Annotated in this window: 19 protein-coding genes and 4 pseudogenes; 15 read left to right on the top strand and 8 right to left on the bottom strand. The window is 58.9% G+C overall.

The genetic code is table 11. The features are described 5' to 3' along the window. Nucleotides 1-671 precede the first annotated feature (671 nt). A pseudogene (locus CXY78_RS09090) lies at nt 672-887 on the top strand (transposase); the annotation flags it as partial. A gap of 349 nt (nt 888-1,236) precedes the next feature. Then, on the top strand, nt 1,237-1,761 hold the full coding sequence (locus CXY78_RS09095) for a transposase (protein WP_104089070.1): 525 nt from the start codon (nt 1,237-1,239) through the stop codon (nt 1,759-1,761). 125 nt (nt 1,762-1,886) lie between these two features. Here the strand turns inward: CXY78_RS09095 and CXY78_RS09100 are convergent, their stop codons facing one another. Next, nucleotides 1,887-3,491 carry a glycosyl hydrolase family 18 gene (locus CXY78_RS09100; RefSeq protein WP_104089071.1) on the bottom strand — a complete coding sequence of 535 codons (1,605 nt, stop codon included), beginning with the start codon at nt 3,489-3,491 and terminating at the stop codon, nt 1,887-1,889. Then, nucleotides 3,488-5,674, bottom strand: a complete 2,187-nt coding sequence (locus tag CXY78_RS09105) for a glycosyltransferase family 2 protein (RefSeq protein ID WP_369827289.1) — start codon at nt 5,672-5,674, stop codon at nt 3,488-3,490. Before CXY78_RS09105 ends, CXY78_RS09100 begins: the two co-directional genes overlap by 4 nt. 386 nt (nt 5,675-6,060) lie before the next feature. Between CXY78_RS09105 and CXY78_RS09110 the strand changes: the two genes are divergently transcribed. Together CXY78_RS09110 and CXY78_RS09115 are read left to right on the top strand one after the other, a co-directional pair. Next, nucleotides 6,061-6,261 carry a hypothetical protein gene (locus CXY78_RS09110; protein WP_104089073.1) on the top strand — a complete coding sequence of 67 codons (201 nt, stop codon included), beginning with the start codon at nt 6,061-6,063 and terminating at the stop codon, nt 6,259-6,261. A 372-nt stretch (nt 6,262-6,633) separates the two neighbouring features. Beyond that, nucleotides 6,634-7,140, top strand: coding sequence for a winged helix-turn-helix domain-containing protein (locus CXY78_RS09115; protein WP_158252857.1), 507 nt, complete (start codon nt 6,634-6,636; stop codon nt 7,138-7,140). A gap of 27 nt (nt 7,141-7,167) precedes the next feature. On the opposite strand, the gene CXY78_RS09120 is transcribed toward CXY78_RS09115, so the two are convergent. Both CXY78_RS09120 and CXY78_RS09125 read right to left on the bottom strand, forming a co-directional pair. After that, nucleotides 7,168-7,917, bottom strand: coding sequence for a response regulator transcription factor (locus tag CXY78_RS09120; RefSeq protein ID WP_104089076.1), 750 nt, complete (start codon nt 7,915-7,917; stop codon nt 7,168-7,170). A gap of 85 nt (nt 7,918-8,002) precedes the next feature. Further along, nucleotides 8,003-9,295, bottom strand: a complete 1,293-nt coding sequence (locus CXY78_RS09125) for a cell wall metabolism sensor histidine kinase WalK (RefSeq protein WP_104089077.1) — start codon at nt 9,293-9,295, stop codon at nt 8,003-8,005. Between the two features lie 233 nt (nt 9,296-9,528). Here CXY78_RS09125 and CXY78_RS21025 point away from each other — a divergent pair, with 233 nt between their 5' ends. The 10 genes and pseudogenes from CXY78_RS21025 to CXY78_RS09175 all read left to right on the top strand — a co-directional run bounded on the left by CXY78_RS21025 (nt 9,529) and on the right by CXY78_RS09175 (nt 19,917). Further along, nucleotides 9,529-9,813: a hypothetical protein gene (locus CXY78_RS21025; RefSeq protein ID WP_140425555.1), complete on the top strand. Its 285-nt coding sequence runs from the start codon at nt 9,529-9,531 to the stop codon at nt 9,811-9,813. 79 nt (nt 9,814-9,892) lie between these two features. Then, a pseudogene (locus CXY78_RS09135) lies at nt 9,893-11,130 on the top strand (IS30 family transposase). Nucleotides 11,131-11,155: 25 nt separating this feature from the next. Then, nucleotides 11,156-11,424, top strand: a pseudogene (locus CXY78_RS09140) (integrase core domain-containing protein); the annotation flags it as partial. Nucleotides 11,425-11,866: 442 nt separating this feature from the next. After that, nucleotides 11,867-13,717: a nucleoside-diphosphate sugar epimerase/dehydratase gene (locus CXY78_RS09145; RefSeq protein WP_104089082.1), complete on the top strand. Its 1,851-nt coding sequence runs from the start codon at nt 11,867-11,869 to the stop codon at nt 13,715-13,717. Further along, a complete protein-coding gene (locus tag CXY78_RS09150) occupies nt 13,710-14,846 on the top strand; it encodes a DegT/DnrJ/EryC1/StrS aminotransferase family protein (RefSeq protein ID WP_104089084.1) in 1,137 nt (378 codons plus the stop codon). Before CXY78_RS09145 ends, CXY78_RS09150 begins: the two co-directional genes overlap by 8 nt. After that, nucleotides 14,843-15,481: a sugar transferase gene (locus tag CXY78_RS09155; protein WP_199182605.1), complete on the top strand. Its 639-nt coding sequence runs from the start codon at nt 14,843-14,845 to the stop codon at nt 15,479-15,481. Before CXY78_RS09150 ends, CXY78_RS09155 begins: the two co-directional genes overlap by 4 nt. Beyond that, nucleotides 15,468-16,448: an ATP-grasp domain-containing protein gene (locus tag CXY78_RS09160; RefSeq protein ID WP_104089086.1), complete on the top strand. Its 981-nt coding sequence runs from the start codon at nt 15,468-15,470 to the stop codon at nt 16,446-16,448. The genes CXY78_RS09155 and CXY78_RS09160 overlap by 14 nt, the downstream gene beginning before the upstream one ends. After that, nucleotides 16,439-17,158, top strand: coding sequence for an HAD family hydrolase (locus CXY78_RS09165; RefSeq protein ID WP_104089088.1), 720 nt, complete (start codon nt 16,439-16,441; stop codon nt 17,156-17,158). The genes CXY78_RS09160 and CXY78_RS09165 overlap by 10 nt, the downstream gene beginning before the upstream one ends. Nucleotides 17,159-17,300: 142 nt before the next feature. Continuing rightward, on the top strand, nt 17,301-18,341 hold the full coding sequence (locus tag CXY78_RS09170) for a glycosyltransferase (protein WP_158253298.1): 1,041 nt from the start codon (nt 17,301-17,303) through the stop codon (nt 18,339-18,341). Between the two features lie 505 nt (nt 18,342-18,846). After that, on the top strand, nt 18,847-19,917 hold the full coding sequence (locus tag CXY78_RS09175; RefSeq protein WP_104089092.1) for a glycosyltransferase: 1,071 nt from the start codon (nt 18,847-18,849) through the stop codon (nt 19,915-19,917). 107 nt (nt 19,918-20,024) lie between these two features. Here CXY78_RS09175 and CXY78_RS09180 read toward each other — a convergent pair whose 3' ends face one another. Together CXY78_RS09180 and CXY78_RS09185 are read right to left on the bottom strand one after the other, a co-directional pair. After that, nucleotides 20,025-20,228: an IS3 family transposase gene (locus CXY78_RS09180; protein WP_104089094.1), complete on the bottom strand. Its 204-nt coding sequence runs from the start codon at nt 20,226-20,228 to the stop codon at nt 20,025-20,027. Between the two features lie 21 nt (nt 20,229-20,249). Further along, nucleotides 20,250-21,275, bottom strand: coding sequence for an IS110 family transposase (locus CXY78_RS09185; protein WP_199182606.1), 1,026 nt, complete (start codon nt 21,273-21,275; stop codon nt 20,250-20,252). Nucleotides 21,276-22,088: 813 nt separating this feature from the next. Here CXY78_RS09185 and CXY78_RS09190 point away from each other — a divergent pair. Continuing rightward, nucleotides 22,089-23,119, top strand: a pseudogene (locus tag CXY78_RS09190) (IS30 family transposase). A 41-nt stretch (nt 23,120-23,160) separates the two neighbouring features. On the opposite strand, the gene CXY78_RS09195 reads toward CXY78_RS09190, so the two are convergent. After that, entirely contained in the window at nt 23,161-23,841 is a 681-nt protein-coding gene (locus CXY78_RS09195) for a DDE-type integrase/transposase/recombinase (protein ID WP_104089097.1), read from the bottom strand. Between the two features lie 11 nt (nt 23,842-23,852). Beyond that, nucleotides 23,853-24,143, bottom strand: a complete 291-nt coding sequence (locus CXY78_RS09200) for a transposase (protein WP_104089209.1) — start codon at nt 24,141-24,143, stop codon at nt 23,853-23,855. Nucleotides 24,144-24,146 lie beyond the last annotated feature (3 nt).

Genomic DNA, 24,146 nt, shown 5'->3' on the forward strand with positions numbered 1-24,146 from the left:
TTCTCCTTGTGAAGTCGAAGATGTTGCCGAGCGGCGTCTACACGAGTCCCTACGCAACTCCCCAACGAGATCACTCCCGGGTACCGCCGCGGGTCCCTCGCCACGTCACTGACAGGTCAACAGGTAAAGCCGAGCCGGTGCATCTCGTTGCACAGGCATGTCGAAGAAGGGCTCGACAACACCCGGTATCTACAAGAGGAACGCGTGAGTCAGAAGATCAGACGAGATGTGGCACACGCAGGACCGACCAGAGCCGCAGACTTGTGCCCTCTCCCCACCATGTAAAACGAGACAAATAAGCGTCATGCACCTGCCAAAAAGTTTCACCCAAAAACTTGATCTGTATCCGATGCGCCGCACATATATTCATCACAAGACACGCTTGGTATAAAACCGAGTGACAAACTTTGCTAAGTAAGCAAATTAGTTTTCTAAAAAAAAATTTAGCAGAATAAGACGGGTCAAATTTCCGTATGAACAACCCAGTTCGGGGAGTACGGCGCAGAAGAAAAAGTGAGTAATATTTGTCCACGCAGTTATCGCATGCTGGGTTAGTGGGAACTGCCGCGGATATCTTGGACAGTGGGCCCTCTTAGAATGAGGGTTCACTGAAAGTGGAGATCATCATGACCGCAGGACATAGGCGTTTCACTTAGGAGTTCACAGATGAGCTGTGCCGCAAGGTGATCGACACGTCCAAACCGATCAAGGCCGTCTCTTCCGCGTACGGCGTCGGCCCCGAGACTCTCCGGAACTGGCTCAACGAGTACCGCGAGGCCAACGGCGTCACAGAGACTGATTTGACAATGTCGGAGCGAGCTCGTTTGAAGGAACTCGAGCGGGAAGTTCACGAGTTGCGGGCGGAGACCGCATTCTTGAATTGTTCTGATGTTCGGATTATGCCGATGTTTGCCTGAAAGCCCAGATCAGCGGCGAGTGATGGCCACGAACATGGGCAATCCAGCCGGCCATTTGATACTTGTCCTCATCTATGAGGAAGGACAAGGATCATGAGCGATCCTGAACATGTGCTCGTCGAGGGAACTGCTTCGGCTGCGCAAAGAGAACGCGGACCTGAAGCTCGACCGGATGTTCCTTAACCTCTGTAATGGTTATCGGCTGGCAGGTTGGTCTTGATGCTTGCAGGAGTTTGACTCACTAAGCCTCTGACCGTTCTCCGGGAGGAATCCCAGACCGGCACGTAATAGCACCCGCATTTTCAATGATGAAGAAGTTATGGTGACCATCGTCTCACAGGTGTTCGACCATGTCATCGGCGTCGATACGCACGCCAAAACGCACGCATTAGTGGTGCTCGATTCCGACGGCGCCAAGCAGGCTGGGGACACGTTCCCGACGAGCCCGGCCGGGCTCAAACGCGCCCACGCCTGGATGCTGCGCCATGCGCCTGGGCGCATGCTGGTGGCGATGGAAGGCACCGGGTCCTATGGCGCCCAGTTTAATGATCTGTTGACATGGGAAGGCATCGCCGTCGCCGAAACACGACCTCCCAAGCGCGGTGTTCGCCGTGTCGGCAAGACCGACCAGATCGACGCTGAACTCGCCGCCCGCCAAGCGCTCGCCTTGCCCGTCGAACGGGTGATCGCGTCCCGCGCACACACCGGCGACCACGCCGCGTTGAGCGTGCTGCTGACTGCCCGAAACGCCATCAGCACCGCCCGAACAGCGACCATCAACCAGCCACGCACCAAAGATCCTGTCCATTCCCGCGACGGCATGGATCAACAAACCAGCCCATAAACCCACCGAGAATGCCGGGCTCGAACCAGCTGCCTAAACTCCCACTGGCCTCATTCGCCTTGACGGTTTCCGAGGGGATGCTTCAGCTCAAGCGCGTGAGAGTGCTCTCGTCGAGCCGGATGCTCTTATTGCTGCGCCAGTTTTTCCGTCACCTCGGCCGCTGTCAGCAGGCGCCACGGACCGGTCTCGCCGTTGAGTGCTGTGGCGCTCGGGCTGGCGGCTTGGTTCCACCATTTCGACTGGTAGGGCACGCCTGCGAGTAGCACGCGCTCGGTAGCCTCGTAGATTTTGGTCGGCGACCAGTTAGCGTAGCTTCCCTCTGGTAGAAGAATCTGCACCTGCGGCGTGTCGGTGGCCATCACGGGGCCCACGAGCTCCCACGGAGTTTCGAATGCTTGCAGTGCGGCGTTGTCGGGGATATCGCCCAGGCTCCACCACTTGGTCTCGTACACGTTGCTGTTGCGCACGACCTTGGTGTTTTTGGCATATGTCGTGTCGGCTGACCAGATCGGATACGGGCTGGTCAGAGGGTTGTCTTTGATGATGGCCACTGGCGCCGTCGTTGCCTGAGGCTTGAGCGCCGCGTCTGCTGCTCCGGTGAGGGGCGGGGCGCTTCCGGGAATGGCCGTGAACTTCGCGCCGAGAATGTCGGAGAAACTCTGGTCGTTCTGGTCGACGCCGCTGCAGGCGTCAGACACCTGCTTAATGTCTACATAGTTTGGGCTGCAGGCGCGATCCCGGTTGAGCGACCACATCGACATACGGCCGAGTTGCTTGTCTTGTGCGAAAGCATTCAGCGTGCGCGCATCGGCTAGTCCGAAGACCTCGTCAACCGTTCCATTCTGTCCGATCATCGGTGTCGCACCGATACGTGACCAGAGATCGGCATCGGTCATGGCGATGCCAGCGGCCGAGTTCAGTGCGGCGAGCTGAGCGTGAGTGGCGTTAAGAGCGTCGATCGACGCATCCGCCATCGACGCAGTTAGTTTCTTGCTTTCGCCATATTCCATGGTCATGACGTTGACACCCGCGAGGTCGACCCCGGCGGCCAGAAGTTGCTCGACGGCCCGCTTGCCATCGTCAGTGAGTCCGTGTGGAGCCACGGGAAGGGTCAGCCAGACCACCAGGGGTTTGCCGGCAGCTGCCTGCTCATCCTGCACTGTCTTGATTGCGGCGGCGCGTCGTTCACCGGCGGCCGAATCCGATAAGGCTGTGTTCTCAATGTCGAGGTCAATGTTCGACGTCTGGTACCGGTCAATAACTGTGGTGTATGCCTGGGCAAGTTTGGCGGTATTGGAGCAGCCGGTGGCTAGCTCGTCGTTGATGGCGCCACCGAACGAGATCGTGGCATGGCCCCCTAGTTGGCTGAGGCGTGCAAGTCGACGATCGAGATCGAGGGATGCGGATGCCTCGTCCAGTGAATACGCCGTTCCCCAGGTCGGCTCGCAGGGGTCATCCGTGGCGGCGACGATGAATGAGAGTACAACGTTTTTTCGTGCGGTTGTGGTTGGCGATTCGAAGGCGTAGCTCGGGGTCGCGGTCACGTCGACATAGCTGGCGAACCACGGATCGTAGGAGGCGACGGCGCGGGTGGCCGTCCACCACTGCCAGCCAGCGAGGCTGCCGGCGGTGAGGCCGAGCACGATGAAGGTGGCCAATGTCATTCGCCAGAATCCTAGCCGGCGGGTCGGTCGAACGTAGGTGGGCGCGGCGACACTCTGCTCGGTCATGAAAGTTCTTCGACGCGCGAGTGCAGTTCGCGACTGGTTGATGGCATGAGAAAGTCCTTTTCGTTGGACCAGCGAACTACTTCGCTACTTTTTGGCACGGGTGTGGTGAGTTGTGGGTGGTCAGTTATTTCACCGTGATAGAGCACGGAACGCCAATTGAGCGAAGGGCTTGGCGGCGCCGTCTGCGCTGGAACGAAATCGCGATTGCGTTTCTTCTCGATCCACAGCCAGTTGGTAAGACCGAGCCAGACGTCAACGATTGAGTTCCAGATTCCGATGGTGGTAAGAATGGTGGCGAGAGCAAGCACCGTGTTGACGGCGGCGAAGAGAGCGTTGCCCCAGTTCTCAGACGAGATATTGCGCCACGCGGTGAATGCGGAGAACGCGACGATCGCGTAGGGTGCGACAACGAACAGGAGGGGTGCTGACGTGCGGCTCTTGACCTTCGGAGTGCGCGCGAAAGGAATCTTCTTTCCGGTGATCGCTTGGTGCAGAGATTTGAGTACTCCGGCGAGGTTCACCGGTAAGAGAATGAGGTTGAGGCCGTATATGCGCAGAACGTCTGAGAATTTGTAGCCGTTGTAGCGCAGGTCGCTGCCCATGAGCAGAAAATATGGTAGCGATGCCAGCAGCACGGTTGGGCTGAGCAGGCGGCTGTCATAGGGGTAAACGAGCAGGAACAGCAGCCCGACGTTGGCCCAGGCGATCGAGCTGATGTAGTTCAGCCGAAGGCACAGCTCCAGAAGTGTCACCGGGTTGTCGGTTCCATGCCGGGCACGCACCTGCTTGAGAAATTTTGGAAGGATGAGCAGACCGCCGTTGGCCCATCGCCGGCGTTGCACGATGAGTGATCCGAAGTCCGGGGGGGTGGCACTATAGCTGAGGCGTTCCGGGTAGTTGACCAGACTCCAGCCGTGCACGCCGAGGTCGATGCTCGATTCGGTGTCTTCAATGACGGTGCGGTCCTGCACGTAGCGTCGTACCTCAAAGCCGCCGACTGTTTCGACTTCAACGATGTCTTCCAGGGCGCGTTTGCGAATGACGGCATTGGCCCCGACCCAGAAGGCCGCTCCGTAGTGCGACATTCCCTGGTGCAAAATGTGCTGTATGTCGGTAGTGGCGCCGGCCAACCGTTCGAGTCGGGTCGGTGCGCCCCTAAATGATGAGTAGGGCGTTTGGGTGACGGCCACGCGTGAGTTTTCTGATTGTTCCAGAAAGTAGACAAGCCGCAGGCAGTAATCGCGTAGTAGCACTGAGTCGGCATCGAGCGTGAGCAGGTAGACAGCATCGGGCACAATGAAGTTGGACTTGGGCGCGTCGAGTACCGGCCAGAGAATACTGCCGTTTGGGCCTTCTTCGCGCTGATAACAGCCGCCCATGAGGCCTATATAGGCGTTGAGGTTCATAGCTTTGTTGGCCTCGTGCGAGAGCGATGAAAACTGCTTGCGCTCAAAGGTATCGACGGTAGCCGTGAACGTCCAGACGAGACGACGATGAAGCTCCATCATGCGTTTCGGTGTCGGCGCCAGCTCTTCCCAAGCGGCAGCGTCGAGCGCCGAACTGATGAGACCAAAATCGCTAGCGAGTCCGCCCAGTACCTCGTCGACGAAGAACTTCTCCACGTGATCCCGGGTATCGTCTGCGTTGGTGTGGGTTTTGAGCCAGCGTGCAGCCCATCGATAGTGGGCGGACAGTCGTCTGACGGCGTCGCCGGTCACCTCGGACGAGTCGTTGAGTTCGAGTGTGTACAGAAGCAGAGCGTCGGCAAAACGACGACTTGGTTCCACCAATGCGTCATTGATCTCGCTGGCAATTCCGCGTGTCTCGTCCAGCCGACGCTGCACTGCAGGGTCGGCGGGATTGGGCTCATCGTCAATGAGCAGTACGAGTCGAATCGTGGGGTACTCCTGAAGTGCCGCCGACCAGAGAGTTGCACGAATGACCGACGGTTCCTCGGCATACGACGGTACGAGAACGGTCAGTGCACTGTGGTTTTCGGTGAAATGGTTGTCGAGAACGCTGCGTGGCACTCGTTGGTGATGTCGAAACCGTTGCAGAGCACCCTGGCGTGAGATGAGATACATGAGCGCCGAGAACATGAGAACGGTCACGATCACTACGTAAGCGAGGGCCTCGGTGGTGAAACGAAAACCGGCCGTGCCCGAGTTGAGAAACTCGCGCACCACTGTGTAGATGACGTAAACCGCCCAGAAAATGATCGTGGCGACAATGCCCAGGCGTCCTCGGAGTAGCTTTCCGTCGCTGGGGCGCGGATGTACGCTGGGTAGTGGGGTCGTTGATTTTTCTGACCCAAGTTGGTGTTTTCGGTTATCAAAATTGTTGAGTTTACGCAAGGACACTCCAGATATGCGATCGGGCAGCGGCGTGAGGTCCACTCAGAAAGGTGGATCCGTGAAATGTACCCAGACGGCGAAATTTACCAATCGTGGCCAGAAAAGAAGTTATTTCAACTACGACCGCGTAGGTAGTGCCCGTCGTGGGGTAACGCTCATGAAACGTGCCGACTCGCCCCGCTGACGAAGAAGGCGTCGTCGGGAAGGCGTCAGCTATGCTGCTGCTCGTCGAGCAGAAGCTGCTTCGAATGTCACAACATGACGCAAATGAACAACGTGTTGTGCTTCGCGTGGGCGTACCCAACCTGCAAGGGGAGAAGAAGGTCATGATGGCTGCGAAGCGACGGCGGGTGGGAAGAATCGTCATCGCAAGAATTCCTGACTGTCTGCGGCACCAAGTTGACGTCGCCGTCTGAGCGTGTCAGATCAGACTCAGGATTTGCGGCAGATCGCAGCCTGCGAATCGCAGGATTAACATAATTTAATTCACTTCTCATCTGGGGTAAAACCTTAGAATCGGTTTCTGTAAACCGCGGGCTGAGCCCCTGGGAACAGGTCAGCCAAAGAACCACACGGGCTGTTCTCTTTTAAAATGTCAGAGTGTTGTGTTCGGGGCTCTGGTGTTTGTGGGAACTGGAGTGGTGCTCAGCCGGCCGCTTTCTGGCGTCATCGCCCGGCGTTACAACGGGAGGCGTTTATTTCGCCCAACTCACGGCGTTTCCTCTGACGCTGGTCATTCTGGCCACCGCAGCGGTGAGCCCGGGCGCTTCTATGCGTCGCGAGGGGCCTTGTTCGCCGAGCAGACCGAGCAGACCGAGCAGACCGAGCAGGCGGTCCTGCGACGTGCGCCGACCAAACACGTCGAAGTGCCCGAGCCCACACAGAACGGGTGGTTACAGCGCGATGGCCTGTGCTTGCACGTCGACCGTCGGATCGTGCAGGTAGCGAACACGGTCGTTTCGCTAAAGCGCAGCGAGTTCGACCTGCTGGCGAGCCTGTTTCAACCCGGCAATTGGGTGCACACCAAGACGAAGACCATTCTCGAGCTGCGCGGCGACAGCTTTGCCACGGGCGGTCTCGTGACGGATTCCGACCCGCGCTTCCTCGAGATGCACGTGGCGAATGTGCGTAAAAAGATCAGCCGGTCTGATGAAATGACCAGTTCCACGGCCTCGGCCCGGAACTCAGCAGTGAACTTACGACGATTAGTCATGAATCATGATTCTCCTTACCTCTGTCTCGACTCACTACACGGGTGCAGTTGTTCCGGCCAGGCCCGAACTCCCATGTACTAGCGCGCCTCCTGCGCAGCGTGTACGTGGTCAGAAGGGACCATCGGCGAGCCGATATCCGACCCCGCGCACCGTTTCAATGCGGTCGGCGGGCCCGATCTTCTTGCGCAGGTTGGCCACGTGCACCTCAAGCGCGCGCTTGTCGGAGTGGGTCAGGAATCCGCTCGCGTAACTGTCGCTGCGCACCTCGAGAATCAGGTTGGCTTTGCTGTGCACCTGGTCGGCGGGCTGCAACAGCTGCGCGAGCAGGTCGAATTCACTGCGGGTCAGCACAACGGATGCCCCATCTACCTCCACTATGCGCCGTGCTTTATCGAGGCGCAGACCGTCGTGGTGTAGCCATCCGCTTGATTCGAGCCCCGGCGAGTTTTCGAACGGCGTCGGCTCGGCCGGGCCGAGCCCGGCCACGGTTGACGCTCGCCGCAGCACTGCGTCGATGCGGGCGCGCAGTTCGCCGATGCGAAACGGTTTAGCGACGAAGTCGTCGGCGCCGGCGCTGAGGCCGCGCACGACGTCGATCTCGTCGAAGCAGGCCGAGATCATGATGATGCTGCTCGCGGTGATTTGGCGTATGCGTTTGAGGGTTTCGAAGCCGTCCATGCCGGGCATGTTCACGTCGAGGGTTGTGAGCGTCGGCGCATGAACTCGAACGAACTCGATGCCTTCAGCGCCTGTGCTGGCGAGCTTCACGTCGAAGCCGGCCTGGATGAGGATCGCCTCGATCACTTCGCCGACATCAGCGTCGTCTTCGATGACGACTGCGATGCGGTCAGTATTCACGCGAACCCCCGGTTTGCTCTGTCCGCTAACTCTACCCAAGGTCTCCCAGTACGTGAGAACAAGAAAAATGTTGCTTCACGGGTGCTCACGCAACAATTTGCTCATTCTCACGTCCAGACGGTGCCACGGTGTCCTCGTGACCAGCAGGTGCGAGCGATAGGGTCAGCTCGAACCTGCTGCCGTGCGCCGATGACTCGACTAGGCGCAGGTCGCCGCCGTGCTGCCGCGCAATGTCACGGCTGATGCCCAGGCCTAGCCCTGAGCCGTCTTGCGACGAGCGCCGCGCCGATTCGGTGCGATAGTACGGCTCGAATACCCGTGCATGGTCGGTGGGGGCTATGCCGCATCCGCTGTCGGTGACGGCGAAGGTTGCCATGGTGACCGTGCGGGTTTCGCTCACGACCACCGTGCCGCCGACCCGGTTGTATTTGATGGCATTGGTCAGCAGGTTGTCGAACACCTGCCGAATGCGATTGGGGTCGACGTCGGCCCAGAGCGTGTCGGACGCGATCACGTCGATCGACACCCCGCGCGCGTCGGCTGTTGTGCGACTTGCCGCGACGCAGTTCTCGATGAGCCCGCGCACGTCGGTGGCCGTGATGTGCAGCCCCAGCAGTGCCGTGCCGGTGCTGCGCGCGAGGAGCAGGTCCGCGAGAATTGTGTCCATCTGCTCGGCGTTGCGCACGATTACCCCGACGCGCCGCTCAACCGCCGGCGCATCATTCGTGTGCAGCACCAACTCGGCATTGCCCAGAATCGATGTGAGTGGAGTGCGCAGCTCGTGCGTGACCGCTTCGATCAGGTCGTCGCGGGCCTGCACCGCTTGCTCGGTGAGAGCGGTCTGCGCCGCGAGTTGCACCTTTTTTCGACGGATGCGTGCTCCCGACACTCCTGCAGCCCCCGCCAAAATCAGTAGCGTCAGCGGGTAGGCCACGATGCGGGTGAAATTGCCCGGTTCCATGTCTCCGCCGTAGGCCTGCAAGAGTCCCACCGGGCTTGTGACCACGAGAAGGGCAACGCCAGCTAGCACACCCCGCACGCCGAACGAGTACGCGATCCAAATCATGGGCAGAATCAGCAGCAGGGCGCCGCCCGAGAGCGTTGCGTCTTCCGCGTGCGCGGTTAACCGAATACCGAGCAGGTCGAGAAGCGGGAGCAGCACCGCAAAGCGTTGCAGACCCGGCCGATTGTGCCAGATCACGGTGATCACGGTGATCACGGTGATGATGCCAGCGCCGGCGGCGTAGAGAAACGGGTTGAGGGCAGCCGGCTGGCTGAGCAGTACCGCCGTGCCGACGATCACCAGAGCCCCGAACACGACGCCTTGAAACTCCAGCAGGGCTCGACCTGTGTCGCGGCGTGCCTGATCTCTCTCCATGGACTCAGACTAGAGTTTCACGCGTCCATTACGGGAGTAAAGCCCACTATGGGGGCCAAAGAAACTGGGTCAATCCTGTGGTTAGCGGGCCGAAATCTGCCGTGAATCCTGAGCCTGCTTTGGCATCATGACACGTACATGCATCTGCGTAGCGTTGCAAACAGTGAGAAACCACTGCATGACGACCCTGTTCACCCGGGCACCTTGCGGCCGTTGCCACCGTTCTCGCACTGATGGTTGGTGGTCTGGGCTCCGGTGGCACGAGCGCGATGGCCGAGCCCGGCGGTGTGCCCACGCTTCGTACCAGCTTTCCATCGAACCCGACAACCAGCGTCCTATTTCAGAGCTGGCAGTACATCGGTGGGTACCGACGGGAAGCTGTATCAGTGGAACGGTATGACCGCGCCCGTGAACGGGCCCCGAAATGCATCACGAATGCTGTGTTGTCGGGCAGCTATCTCTACGTGCTGTCCGCGCCGGAGAATGACATGGAGGTCATCCTGCGCTTCGATCAGTAGAATCCCGCGAGGGCGCATTCAACTGGTCGTCGCAACACTCCGATCATGGAGGTATCTGATGGGACGTCCCGCAGGTTGGATGAAGGAGTTAACGAGTAGGTCCCCGATGAAGTCGCCGGGGGCGCCGTCGCATCGGCGAAGGTTGAGCGAGCGTTCTGGATCGAGATCGCGCGCGGGCTCTCGAGCGAGAACGCGGCAACGGCTGTTGGCGTGTCGCAGGCAGTCGGTGCCCGCTGGTTCCGACATCGTGGTGGTATGTCTCCCTTCACGCTCGCCCCACTGGCTGGTCGCGATCTCTCGTTTGCTGAGCGTGAGGAAATCGCGTTGTTGCGGGTTGAGGGCACGAGTGTGCGTGGTGTTGCCCGGTCGATGGGTCGGTCTGCGTCGACGATATCGCGCGAGTTGCGCCGCAACGCTGCCACCCGTGGGGGAAAGCTAGAGTATCGGGCTTCTGTTGCGCAGTGGAAGTCGGACCTTGTGGCACAACGCCCGAAAACGGTGAAGCTTCTGGCCAATGACCGGCTGCGCGATTACGTCCAGGACCGTCTCTCGGGGGCAGTCAAAGACGCCAACGGTGTGCCCATCTCCGGACCGACGACACAAATGTGGAGGGGGCGCAACAAGCCCCACCGCCAAGACCGACGCTGGGCGACGGTGTGGAGTCCGGAACAAATCGCTGGTCGCCTCCGCATCGACTATCCCCACGATCTGTCGATGCGGATCTCCCACGAGGCGATCTACCAGGCGCTGTATGTGCAGTCCCGAAATCACCCACCACAACAACGTAAGGAGGGTGACCTCATTATCGGAACGGATGGGTCGGCGATCGGCACTCTCGTGGAACGCACGACCAAAGTCACAATGCTCATCCACCTGCCAGCGATGGAAGGTTACGGAATGCAGCCGCGGGTCAAGAATGGCCCGGCGATGGCTGGGCATGGGGCCGAGGCCACGAGGAAGGCTCTGGCGATCCAGATGGGTGCTCTGCCGTCGGCGATGCGTAAATCATTGACCTGGGATCGAGGCAAGGAGCTGGCCCAGCACGTGGAATTCACGCATGCGACCGGGATTGCCGTCTATTTCGCTGACGCCCACAGCCCGTGGCAACGACCATTGAATGAAAATACGAACGGACTGCTGCGCCCGTATTTCCCCAAAGGCACCGACCTCGCACGATCGGGCGCTAATGAACTCGACGCCGTTGCTCTGACGCTCAACAACCGACCACGCAAAATCCTTGGCTGGACAACCCCCGCCGAGATGTGGGCAGAGCACCTACTATTGACCGAACAGGCCGGTGTTGCGACGACCAGTTGAACTCGCCATCTATGCCTCGTCCGAATTTCGGCTGCTGGTGACCGGCCTGGGGATGCGGTCATCGATGGGCCGCACGGGCGTGTGTTGGGACAACAGTATGGCGAAAAGTTTCTTCTCGAGGCTCAAGAACGAGCGTGTTTACCGCACCGCGTATGCCACAAAATCACAAGTTCGCAGCGACGTCATTGGCTATATCGAAGGGTTTTACAACAGTCGACGCCAGCACTCCGCGCTTGGTGACCGCCGGCCTAACGAGGCCCCTATGGTTATCAGCAGCTAGCCTTAGCAGCGTAGAAAAATCTACTAATTCCGCTGTCCGAAATGCCCGCAGCAGGTCATGGTGTGCGCCACACACACGCCCGGTCCGATTATTTGCCAGTATGACTGAATGACCGCCTCTCCCTTTGGCGACAGTATGCCAACGGCAAAATAATCAAGCGTCTGCCTTCGTGCGCTGGTGGCCCGTTCGGGTTTCCTCGTGCGCCCACCAAAATTATTTATCGTGAATCGGTAGCCACACTAGAAAGAAGATCAGGGCTCGGCTTGACGCTGAGCGGTCCGAGGCGGCGTGTTCTCCCGGCGCGCATGCGTGGAACGACATAGAGATGCACAGTGAATACCTTCCTGACCAGCCATGTACCCCCCAAACACCCAATTTTTTCAGCAGGTAGACTCAAATTCTACGAAGAATACAGCGCCCCACGGCGTTGCAATCTTTACTCTGGGGGAGTAAGCCGTGTCAGTAAACGAAGCCGCGACAAACGCGCTCAGGGACCTACATAGATCTGTCCCTCTCGTTCGTTTCGGCGCGCAGTTCGGCTTTGACGCGGCCTCCTGGGTCGTTGCGCTTCTTCTGGCGCAGGCGTTTCGCTACGAGTTTCACGTTGACCTTATTGTCTGGCCCCCGTTGCTGCTGTTGTGTGCAGCCGCCATCGTCTTGCAGCTGTTTATCGGCTCGCTCTACCACCTCTACCGAGGGCGCCACCCATACGGCAGTTTCGCCGAAGTGCGGTCGCTGCTCTGGTCGGTGCTGGTCATTGCGCTGATCCTCGGTGTGCCGGTCATTATCTTCGGTGGAGCCTTCGACATCCCCCGCAGCACGGTGATCATTGCGCTCCCCATGGCCTTCATCTACATGGGCGGAGTGCGCTACTACAAGCGCCTGCTGGTGGAACGGGCAATTAAGCCCGCCGACAATGCCCTCAACGCGCTCATCTACGGTGCCGGCTATCTCGGCGGTTCTGTCGTGCGCCGCATGAAAACCGACCCTCAGTCGTCTTTTCGGGCAGTTGGCCTCATCGACGACGACCCCCAGCGCAGCAACGTCTGGCTGCACGGGGAACGCGTGCTCGGAACCGGCACCGACCTCGCCAGCATCGCCAAGGCCACTAAGGCAACCGTTCTCATCGTGGCCATTGCGCGGGTAGACGCCGCGCTTCTGCGCGAAATATCCGACAAAGCGGATGCCGCCGGCCTGCGGGTCAAAGTGTTCCCCACCCTCGATGACATACTCAAGGGCAAGGTTCAACTCAACGACCTGCGCGACCTGTCGATCGAAGACCTCATCGGCCGCCAGCCGGTCGATACCGAAATGGCTTCCATCGCCGGTTACATCGAGGGTAAGCGGGTGCTGGTCACCGGTGCTGGCGGGTCCATTGGCTCTGAGCTGTGTCGCCAGATCAACAAGTTCGGGCCCAGCGAACTGATCATGCTCGATCGTGACGAGACCGGCCTGCAGACCACGCAGATCTCCATTCTCGGACACGGCCTACTCAACACCAAAGATGTCGTGCTCGCCGACATTCGTGACCTCGACGCCCTCACCGAGATCTTCACCGACCGTCTCCCCGATGTGGTCTTTCACGCCGCCGCACTCAAACACCTGCCCATGCTCGAGCAGTACCCCGATGAAGCCTGGAAGACCAATGTGCTGGGCACCCGCAACGTGCTCAAAGCCGCTCAGCTTGTGGGAGTGGAGACGTTCGTGAATATCTCGACAGACAAGGCCGCCAACCCCACGAGCGTGCTCGGGTATTCCAAGCGCGCCGGCGAACAGCTCACCGCAAACGCTGCCCGGCAGACGGGGCACGATTACATATCGGTGCGTTTCGGCAACGTCATCGGCAGCCGCGGTTCAATGCTGCCCACCTTCACGGCACTCATCGAGGCAGGCGGCCCGCTCACCATCACCCACCCCGACGTCACCCGGTTCTTCATGACCATCCCCGAGGCCTGCCAGCTCGTCGTGCAGGCCGGCGGCATCGGCCGCCCCGGCGAGGTGCTCATCCTTGATATGGGGGAGCCAGTGCGCATCCTCGACATCGCGCAGCGCATGATCGCCCAGTCGGGCAAAGACATCGAAATCGTCTACACGGGCCTGCGCGACGGCGAGAAGTTGCACGAAGAACTCGTGGGCCTGGGCGAAACCGATGAACGCCCGCTTCACCCCAAGATTTCCCACACCAAGGTGGCCCCCATCGCTCCCGAGCGCCTCGACGAACAGGCATGGCATCGCAGTCACCAATTGCCCGCGACCTCGACCAGCAGCGCTCCCGCGCGACACAGAGAAAGCGTCAGCCATGAATAAACGCATCTACATGTCCTCGCCCGACGTCGGCGAACTCGAAGAACAATACGTTTTGGCCGCCATGCGCTCGGGTTGGATAGCTCCTCTCGGCCCCGACGTCGACGCCTTCGAAGCCGAGATAGCCGCGCGAGTCGGCGTCACGCACGCCGTGGCCCTCAGCTCGGGAACCGCTGCGCTGCACCTCGGCCTGCTTGGGCTCGGCGTGGGCCCCGGCGACATCGTGGTCACCTCAACCATGACTTTCGCGGCCACCGCGAACGCCATCGTCTACACCGGTGCCGAGCCTTACTTCATCGACTGCGAACTGGCCACCGGCAACATGGATCCAGTGCTGCTGCGTGAGGCCCTCAAGCAGCTCTACCGCGGCGGCGAGAAGGTGGCAGCCATTGTGCCCGTCGACTTGCTCGGCAAGGCGGTCAACTACACGGCTATCTGTGCGATCGCTGACGAGTACGACATTCCAGTGCTGGCCGACGCCGCCGAGTCACTCGGTGCGAGCCATAACGGTCAGGCGGCCGGCTCCTTCGGGCGAGCCTCAATCTTGTCGTTTAACGGCAACAAGATCATGACCACGTCGGGGGGTGGCATGCTGCTAACGGATGATGCGGATCTCGCGACCCACACCCGGTACCTCGCCACCCAGGCCCGGCAGCCTGTTACGCACTATGAGCACACCGACATCGGCTACAACTACCGTTTGAGCAACCTGCTAGCCGCCCTTGGTCGGGCTCAGCTCACCCGCCTGGATGACATGATTGCGCGCCGACGTGCCATGCGTGAGACCTACCGAGAACTCTTTGCAGCCGTCCCCGGGGTCGAGATCTTCGGCGGCGAGAACGATGAGAATGACAATTTCTGGCTGACGTCCATTGTGGTGGATTCGACGGTCTCCGGATTTGCGGCTGCCGAGCTCAGTGCGCATCTCCTGTTCGACAACATTGAAAGTCGCCCCTTGTGGAAGCCGATGCATCTGCAACCGGTCTTTAGTGGCGCGCGGTCTATGTCTAACGGCACCGCTGAACGGTCCTTCAACAATGGGCTTACCCTTCCCAGCGGGTCATCGTTGGGGCCCGACGAGATAGAACACGTGCTCACTCAAATCGACGACTTAATAATGAGCCGAGTGTGAATAACGCGCAAGAACAGCGCCGGTTTGATACCACGAAACGAATTCTCGATCTGGTCGGCGCATCGGCCGCACTGGTCGTCACTGCACCAATCCAACTTCTAGTGGCCGGAGCGGTCATCGCAAAATTGGGTCGCCCGATTCTGTTCAAACAAGAACGCCCAGGGCTCAATGGACAGATCTTCCTTCTTCGCAAGTTCCGAACGATGAGAAACGTGTCACTAGACGGACGGCTAGTGACTGACGACGAACGACTGACGAAATTCGGTCGAATTTTGCGGTCAACCAGCATGGATGAACTCCCAACCCTGTGGAATGTTATCAAGGGCGACATGAGCATCGTCGGCCCTCGGCCCCTTCTAGTGCGATATCTGAGCCGGTACTCCCCGTTCGAGAACCGCAGACACGAGGTACGTCCCGGGGTAACGGGGCTGGCACAGGTCAGCGGCAGAAATTCCTTGTCTTGGTCGCGAAAATTTGAACTGGACGTTGAATATGTCGACCATCGGTCTCTCGCTCTCGATGCCTCCATCCTTTTGCGAACTTTGAAATCCGTCGTGCTCCGAGAAGGAGTGACTGCAAAAGGTAACGCGGCCATGCCTGAATTTGGGGAAGAAAATCAAAATGTATCCGCGTAGCTGGCTTCTTTCAAGCGGTGGGCGTCGGGGCGCTCTCGTCGAGCTCCTTCGTGATGCAAACCCTGGTAGACCAGCGAAGGTAATTGTAACCGACGCATCGGAACTCTCCGCTGCCGGGCGCTTGGCTGACGAATTCAAGATCGTTCCCCGAATCGATTCGGGCGAATTCATTACAGAAACTCTTCGTATTGGTCTTCTGCACGGCGCACAAGTAGTCGTGCCAACAATCGACCCTGAAATCGCAGTCTTCTCAGATGCCCGGAACTCGTTTCAGAAACGTGGCATCGATGTGTGGGTGTCTAGCCCTCAAGTAGCCGAACTGGGCTGGGACAAATGGAAAATGTTCCAGTGGATGGTTAGCAATGGTTTCCCGACCATTGAGACGCAGGAGATCGTCGAGGCTCGGCATGCTCGCTTCAAGGGGAAGGTTGTCGCCAAACCTCGATCAGGATCATCTTCCATAGGCGTAATCATCGTTGAAGACTCATCTGATCTAAAGCTCGATGTGCTGGCGGACGACTATATTATTCAGCGGTTCGCACCGGGCATTGAGGTGACCGTAGATGTCGCCGTCGATGATCGCGGAAGAGTATTGGCTACGATTCCTCGCCGCCGTCTGGAAGTGCGTTCGGGAGAAGTTTCGAAGGGTGTCACAATCCAGGTACCTGAGATCGAGTTGTTGGTCCGAGAGGTCGTCACGGCTCTGCCAGGCGCCTACGGAGTGCTAAATATCCAGGTAATTTTCAACCCTGTGACGAAATCGGTGCAAATACTGGAGATAAATCCACGATTCGGCGGGGGGTATCCATTGAGCCACGCTGCCGGCGGCGACCTCATAAGCGCTATGTGTCTCAGCGTAGTAGATCATGTACCTTCCGTCGTCTGGCGGCCAGGGACTGTCATGTTGCGTTATGACGATGCGGCCTTTTATCGCGACCCGAAGTTTGATTTGAACCCATGGATATAAAACTCGTGGTGTTTGATATGGATGACACCTTGTTTCTTGAACGTTCATATGTAGAAAGCGGTTTTCGTGCGGTTGCTGAGATGCTTGCGCGCGAATACCAGGTGGATGCCTTTTACGAAGCCGCATGGGGGCAATTCGAGCTCGGTGCACGTGGCGATATATTCGATTCCGTCCTCAATGGGGTGGCCAAGTCACTCCCGCGCAACATAGTTGACCGCTGCGTTAGCGTCTATCGCGAACATGAACCGCAGATCGAGCTCTTGGATGATTCCTTGGCCTTGTTGCGCTCCTGTCAGACTAAATTTCAGACGGGACTTGTGACTGATGGCCCAAGAAACAGCCAACGTGCCAAAGTACGTAGCCTGGATCTGAATAACCTGATCACACGTATTGTGATCACGGACGAACACGGCCAGGGATGGCCGAAGCCGGCTCCAACAGCCTTCGAGGCACTTCAAAATTGGTTTGGTATCCGCGGGGCGGAATGTGTATATTTCGGTGACAACCCTACGAAAGATTTTGTCGGGGGACAAGCATTGGGCTGGCGTACCGTCCGGGTTCGCCGGCCGGGAGGTCTCCACGCCGCCCTCGAGACTGACACTGATGCTGAATTCGAAGTGCCCGACTTGACGTCAAAGTCGTTGGCGGAAATCGCGCTTCCAAAAATTTACGATGAGGTTGCAAAGGCCAGTCGGTGGGTCAACAAATAGGTACTGGGTTTGATTCTGGCGTGCTGCAGGGATCACTCGTCGGGCAGATTAATCGTCAGGTCGTGTTCTTGAGTTGGAAAAGACCTACCCGCACTCGCGGGCGCAAGGGGAAGTCCCGCGACGCTGAAGATGGATGGGAACTTTGAATATCGGACTGTTGACAAGTGTGGGAAGCACTCTGGACGCGTTCTTCCCCGAGATTGTGCAAGCGTGGGAAGAAAATGGCTCCCAGGTAGGCACCGCAGCTTCCACCACATCACCAATAGGTGACTTCACCCTGTTGCGTTCCGTCACCCGGCGACCTGGACTGAAAAATATGGGCGCACCCGCAGAGATCAAGAGATGGCTGAAGCGAACAGGTGCTGATGTGCTCGTGACGAATACAGCAACGGCATCGGCGATGGCAAGGGTTCAACGGATGCCCGTGCCGGTGGTTTATTTCTGTCATGGATTGCACTGGAATAAGGGAACGTCGCCGGCTGACAAACTGTGGAGAACAGTTGAAGCAGCGCTGACGCCTTCCACTGCCGGTGTGATTGTGCTTAACGGCGATGACGAGGAATGGTTTAGAACTCGCCTTCCTCCTCATCGCATCCTCCGTTTAGAGCTTGGGGTTGGCGTGCCGCTTGCGAGTTACCCGAGGACCGCGGCGATGAATGGAAAGCAAATGCGTCTTCTGTGGGCTGGCGAGTTCTCTAAGAGAAAGCAGCCTTTACAAGCAATTGAGGTGATGAAGCATCTTCGCGATGCCGGTTCGGACGTCGTTCTTACCATGCTGGGTGAAGGCGCATTGCGAGACGTGACCATCGCTAAAGTTCAGGCCGCCGGATTGAGCGACGTGATCAGTGTTCCTGGAAGGTTGGATTTCGCTCCGCACATGATCAGAAATGACGCGATATTGCACACAGCCAAGTGGGAAGGACTCCCAAGGGTCTTGCTGGAGGGCTTCGCAATGGGGCGTCGTTCGTACGCCTATGATGTCAAGGGCGTTCGAGACATCCCCGAAGTCACGCTGGCCGCTGATGCCGATACACGCGGCCTTGCCGACCTCATAAGGCGAGACATATTGAGCGGGCGCATTCGTCAACCCACAAAACAAGTTGATGGGCTGGAAACTTTCGAAGCTGCGCGGCGCATCTATGAGTTCCTGCAAAGGGTATTGGCCACACCAGTGATGAGGTAATTGCGATCTATCCAGTCCGTGTGACGGGAAGCGGTGCCAGCTCGCCGCCGCACACTACTCTTATAGAGCGGCGTTGGCAATTTGGAAGGCGAATGTCGCGATCCAAAATGCCCGTAGCAACAAAAGTTCTTACTTGAACGGGCCTAGGCTCCGATGAAGGCTGTCAACTGATTCGACCGAGGTTGCCATCGATGCGCGTACAGCGATTGCTTCTCTATTTCATTTCCGATAATCAGTGCCGCAACCGGTGTAATCGTATTATCTACCGCAATTGCCGAGTTTGATGTTCAGGCGTGGGCCATCATTGCCATCGGGCAATCCAATACCCACCGCGCATTTGGCGCATTGGAGGGAAGGTTTTTTGCTGAGTTTTCGTCGTCGTCGTCCTCTAGATTCGCGCCCATGGAATTTCGAAGTTTTATATGAATTGCCCTCGGTGCGGCCTGCGCGTTTGGCTTATATTTACTTTTAGTAGTTTCAATGTGAGCATGGGGGCAAGATAGGAATGAAAATAGTATTTCTAACACCAGATATCAGCCAAAACTCAATCGGACGGACTTATTGTTTGTGGCAGTTGGCTGAAAGTCTTGGATGGACTTCTAAAATAGTTTCAACGTTAGGGGTCAGCGTATGGGGACCACTTCGAGGATCTCATTTCGGCGATCAGTGCACTGTTCTGTCGCCCAATACCGTGATTACAGAAATAGCACGTTTTTCCCCGGATCTCATAATCGCTGTAAAGCCGCTTCCGGAGTCGTTTGGCCTTGCTTTGCACGCGGCCCGAGAAACTGGAATCCCAATATTATTGGATATTGATGACCCCGATCTAGAGGCTCAATTGGCCTACGGCGACCCGATCCGGAGAATTGCCAAGACTGTACTTCGCTCGAAACGTATGACCATGCTGAAGTCACTTCGCAGCGCGGCAATGGTCACGCCGACCATTGTGAGCAATCCGATACTTCAGGCGACCTATGGCGGGGCCGTCGTGCCCCACGTACGTCCGGACCTCGGATTTGGCGCAACTCACCAGTCAGGATCGCCGACAATCGCTTTCGTTGGTACTGCAAGAAGACATAAGGGACTGAAATCATTGCGTGCTGCCGTGGCGCAGTCTCAGGGACTCGGTGTGAACCTAATCATTACAGATACGATTCCGCCTGATGCAAAGGTTTGGGAGGAATGGGTGGGCGAGACATCAATGGAACGCGGGCAAGAAATTGTTCTCAATAGTGACATCGTCATCATTCCCAGTCTGAATTCAGTCTACGGAAGGGGGCAATTTCCGGTCAAAGTCGTCGACGCGATGCTGAGCGGGAGAGCTATTGCTGTCACGGAAGTGGGGCCACTACCATGGGCGGTTGGAGACGGCGGATTGGTTGTACGGCCTGGCTCGGTAGCCCAGATCAAGGCAGTGATTTCGACGCTAGCAGATCCAGTATTCCGCAGGGACATAGGAATAAGAGCAAGGGCCAGAGCCCTCGCTGTGTTTAGTGTGGGTGTGAATCGCGATAACTTTGCTCGCGCGTGCTGTTCGGCATCGGACCGCGATTCTGAAACATACTCGGGAAGGTAATCGTTGGGAGTATTTGCTCACGAATTCACGGCACCAGGGTCCCAGGGGTCTAGACATGGACGATGTGCGCCCGTCAAGTTATTGAGACAATCTGATTGATTTTTCTTCTACGCCGCTGCCGTTAGGCGGGCGTCGCGGTGAGCGGCCAACGCGGCCGCGGGTTGGAACCCTCCGTTGTGGGAATGAGGGCGCCGCCGGTTGTACCAGGATTCGATGTATTCCATCACCGCGGTCCTCGCGGCGAGGTGATTCTCGAAGTTGTGCTGGTAGTACATCTCGGTCTTCAGATGTGAGAAAAAACTTTCCGCCATACTGTTGATGCCCCTATGTTGTCAATTCGTGCTGCGCGCGGTTTTGTGCTGGTCGGGAAGCGTTTTCAGGATGGTAAAGATTTTGCGTGCGAGGTATCGTTTGAGGCAGCGGATGACGTCTCGCTTGCTTTTCCCTTGCTCGGTGCGGTGCTGTAGATAATTCTGGGTGGTTTCATCCCACCGAAGCCGCGTCAGCACGATTCGATACAGGGCCGCGTAGGCTTGACGGTTCCCACCGCGATTGAGGCGACGCTTCGTCGTTTTCCCTGACGAGAACTCGACCGGGCTGACGCCGCAGAGCGCTGCGAAGGCGGCCTCGTTCTTCATTCTTTCGGGATTGTCGCCGACGGCGATGAGTAGCGCCGCAGCGCTGTCGTAGCCGACACCGGGGCGGTCCAGGAGCTCGGGCGCGCAAGCCATCACCGTGCGTGTCATGGCCGTTTCCAAGCGGCCGAGCTGCTCGGTGAGGTGGTGGATGCGGGTGGCAAGTTCACTCATGAGCATTCGTTCGACGGTGCTGGGCAGCAGCAGTGCGCAGGCCCGGCTGAGGGCTTTCGTGCTGAGTCCACGGAGCTGATCGCGCAGTGCTGGCTCTGCGCCGACAACGAGGCCTTTGAGCTGGTTGATCGCGGTCGTTCGTGCCTTCACTGCTGACGATTTCACCAACCGCATTTGGCGTAGGTCTTCGGCGGCACCGATACCGGTTTTCGGCGTGGCCAAGGACCGGCCGGCGATGACTGCCCGGGCCGCGGCTTCAGCGTCAACGGCATCTGTTTTCCCGGCTTTGCGCCGCAGTGCTCGGTCTGGTTGATTCACCTCGAACACTTTCACGTTCTGGGTTTGGAGGTATTTCATCAGCGCGGAACCGTACGAGCCGGTGCATTCGATACCGGCCGCGTTCACGTCCCCGAACCGGTGGGCCCACTCCAATGTCGCCGCGTAGCCATCGCGTGTCGTTGGGAAGCTCTGGGTCGCTAGAAGAACTCCCGTGATCGTCAGGATCGCCGCGACGTGGACATCCTTGTGTGTGTCGACGCCAAGGATCACCCCTTCGCCGTGGAGCGCTGGTCGCGACTTTCGCGGGTGTTTCAGAACAGATGAGCTCATGGCTGCCTTTCGTGGGGTGTTGACGAGCAATTCCACGAGAGGAAGTCAGTCAGGACTGTGACGATCCACGCCGGCAGCGAACGCCTACGGAAAGGCCCCTATTGGGACATGGCTTGGCCAGGTGAAACTGCAGGCACCAGACCCGGTCGCGGCCGACAGATCAACGCAAGGACACGCCGACGATGAGGCCAGCTGTCAATCCCAACACGGGTCAAGCCGCGACCCGGCCTGATGCGTTGATCGTCTCACAGTCCCAACACACGCCCGTGCGGCCCATTGTCGGCGGACATGAGAAGCTGCCCGTAGGCGGCCACGGAATTGCCCGCTGACGGCCAGGAGAACTGCTTGGGTTCTATCGGTCGTTGCAACACTCAGCACTATTCAGGAGTTGCAACCATGGTTTCCGAACAGACAACACGAGCACCAGCCCGAACGTTCAACGACGGCGAGAAAGCATCCTTCTTCGCCGCGTTCGAACGGCTCGGAAGCATCCGCCTCGCCGCCGAGGAACTCGGCTTCAAGCCCATGACGTGTCGGCATTGGGTAACCCTCGCGGGCATCGACGTGAAGGTCGCCCAACGTGCACGACGGACCGAGTACTTCCGTCTGCGCGCTGACGCCGTCCCACGAAAAGAGGCAGCCCGGCAGGTCGGGTTGAACATTCGCACAGCGGTCGACTGGGACCAGGGCATCCGGCACGCCGACAACCGCCGGGTCCTGCCCGATGGGCGCATCATCGACTACAACAAGACCGTGACCGTACTGAGTGATTCCCATATCAGGCTGACTCCCGCGCAGCTGAAACCCATCAACTCGAGATACCTGTCGTTGGTTGATCGGGAAGCGATCCGTGACCTGTCCGCGACGGGCACGTCGATCCGGTCGATCGCGGCGACACTCCGCCGGGCGCCGTCGACGATCAGCCGAGAAATCATCCGCAACAGGCAGAACAATCTCACCTACCTTCCGTATGCGGCCCAGCGTGCTGCCGCCGCACGCCGACCACGGCCCCGGGAAGCGAAGCTCGTGACAGAGGAGGGCCTGCGGCAGCTCGTCCAGGAGAAGCTGCAGATCCGCTGGTCTCCGGAACAAATCTGTCAGGCTCTGGTCAAGCACTACCCGACCGACAAGGACATGCGCGTGGTACCAGAGACGATCTATCAGGCGCTCTACGTGCAAGCCAGGGGCGGCCTGCGCCGTGCAGTGCAGGAGGCGCTGCGGTCCGGACGAACACGCCGCAAACCGCAGAAGACCGAATCTGCACGGCGGCCTCGATTCCGCGACCCGATGGTAATGATCGCCGATCGGCCACCCGAAATCGAGGACCGTGCCGTCCCCGGTCACTGGGAAGGCGACCTCATCACCGGCAGACTCAACAAGACCGCGATCGCGACCCTGGTCGAGCGCACCACCCGTTACGTCATGCTCGTCCACCTGCCCGGAGCCCACACAGCGGACGCCGTCCGTGACGGGGCACCCTGCCGGCACACCTCCGTGGGTCGCTGACCTGGGACCAGGGATCAGAGATGTCGACCCACAAGTCATTCACCACAGCGACAGACATGCCGGTGTACTTCTGCGACCCGGCCAGCCCCTGGCAGCGGGGCTCGAACGAGAACACCAACGGGCTCCTGCGCCAGTATTTCCCGAAGGGAAGCGACCTATCGGTCTATAGCCCCGAGGATCTGGAACGGGTCGCGCAGGAACTGAACGGCCGACCCCGCAAAACGCTCGGCTGGGACACCCCGGCAGAGCGATTCCGTGATCTACTAATCAGTACTTAATCAGCGCGGTGTTGCAACGACTGATGGAATCCAAGCAGTTTTCATGGCCACCAGCGGGCATTTCTAGTGGCCGCCAGTGGGCCGTTCCTCATGGCCCTTGACAGCCCATCGAAGACCGCATCCCCAGGCCGGTCACCAGAGCGCGAAATTCGGTCGAGGTGACCGTGATCCCGCGCCATCTCCATGGCGTCAACGATCAGGCTGGTGCGCATATGACTGGCCATCGACCAGCCCACCACCATGCGGGTGCAGAGGTCGATGACGGTCGCCAGATACAGCCATCCCGAACCGGTACGCAGATAGGTGATATCGCCGCAGAGCCGGGTTCCCGGGACGGTTGAGAGGAACTCACGCTTCCCGTCCCCGTCGAGCATGTGATTGCGGATGTGCTCAGTTCTGGCATCCGGATCGACGGTGGTGGTCTTCTTCCACGCCCGCATATGCACGGCCCGCAGGCCGCGGCCAGTGAGGATCGTCCCGACCGTGCCGCTGGCGATGCTGACGCCTTCCTGGCTGAGGATGGTGGTGATCTGGTCCCGGCCGGCCATGCCTTTCTCGCGCTCGTAGATCCGCACCACGTGCGCGTCCAGCACGGTGTGACGCACCTGTGTCGGCGTTGGAACGGCCGGTCGCAGCGAGCGGTAGAACGAGGCCCGCGAGACCTTCAGCTTGCGGCACATCCAGTCGATGGGGAAGGAGGCCTTCTCCGCCAAGATAAACACGAAATAGTCGTTTATCGTTGCTTCGCGGCGAAGAAGGCGCTGACTTTTCCCAGAAACTCGATCTCCCGTTTCAGCTCCGCATTCTCCGCTTGAAGAGCCTTGTATTTAGCCCACTCGACGGGCCCCGGCGCGGCAGCACCAGCTTCGGGGTGTTCCTCTTTCCAGAGGCGCACCCAGTTGCCCAGCGTCCCCTCGACCACACCGATCTCGGGGTCCACCTGCGCGATCGGCCGGCCCGATGAAATGACCAGCTCCACGGCCTCGGCCCGGAACTCCGCATTGAACTTTCGACGATTAGTCATGAA

The organism is Cryobacterium sp. N19 (assembly GCF_002929595.1).
In the GTDB taxonomy this organism is placed as follows: Bacteria; Actinomycetota; Actinomycetes; order Actinomycetales; family Microbacteriaceae; genus Cryobacterium; species Cryobacterium flavum.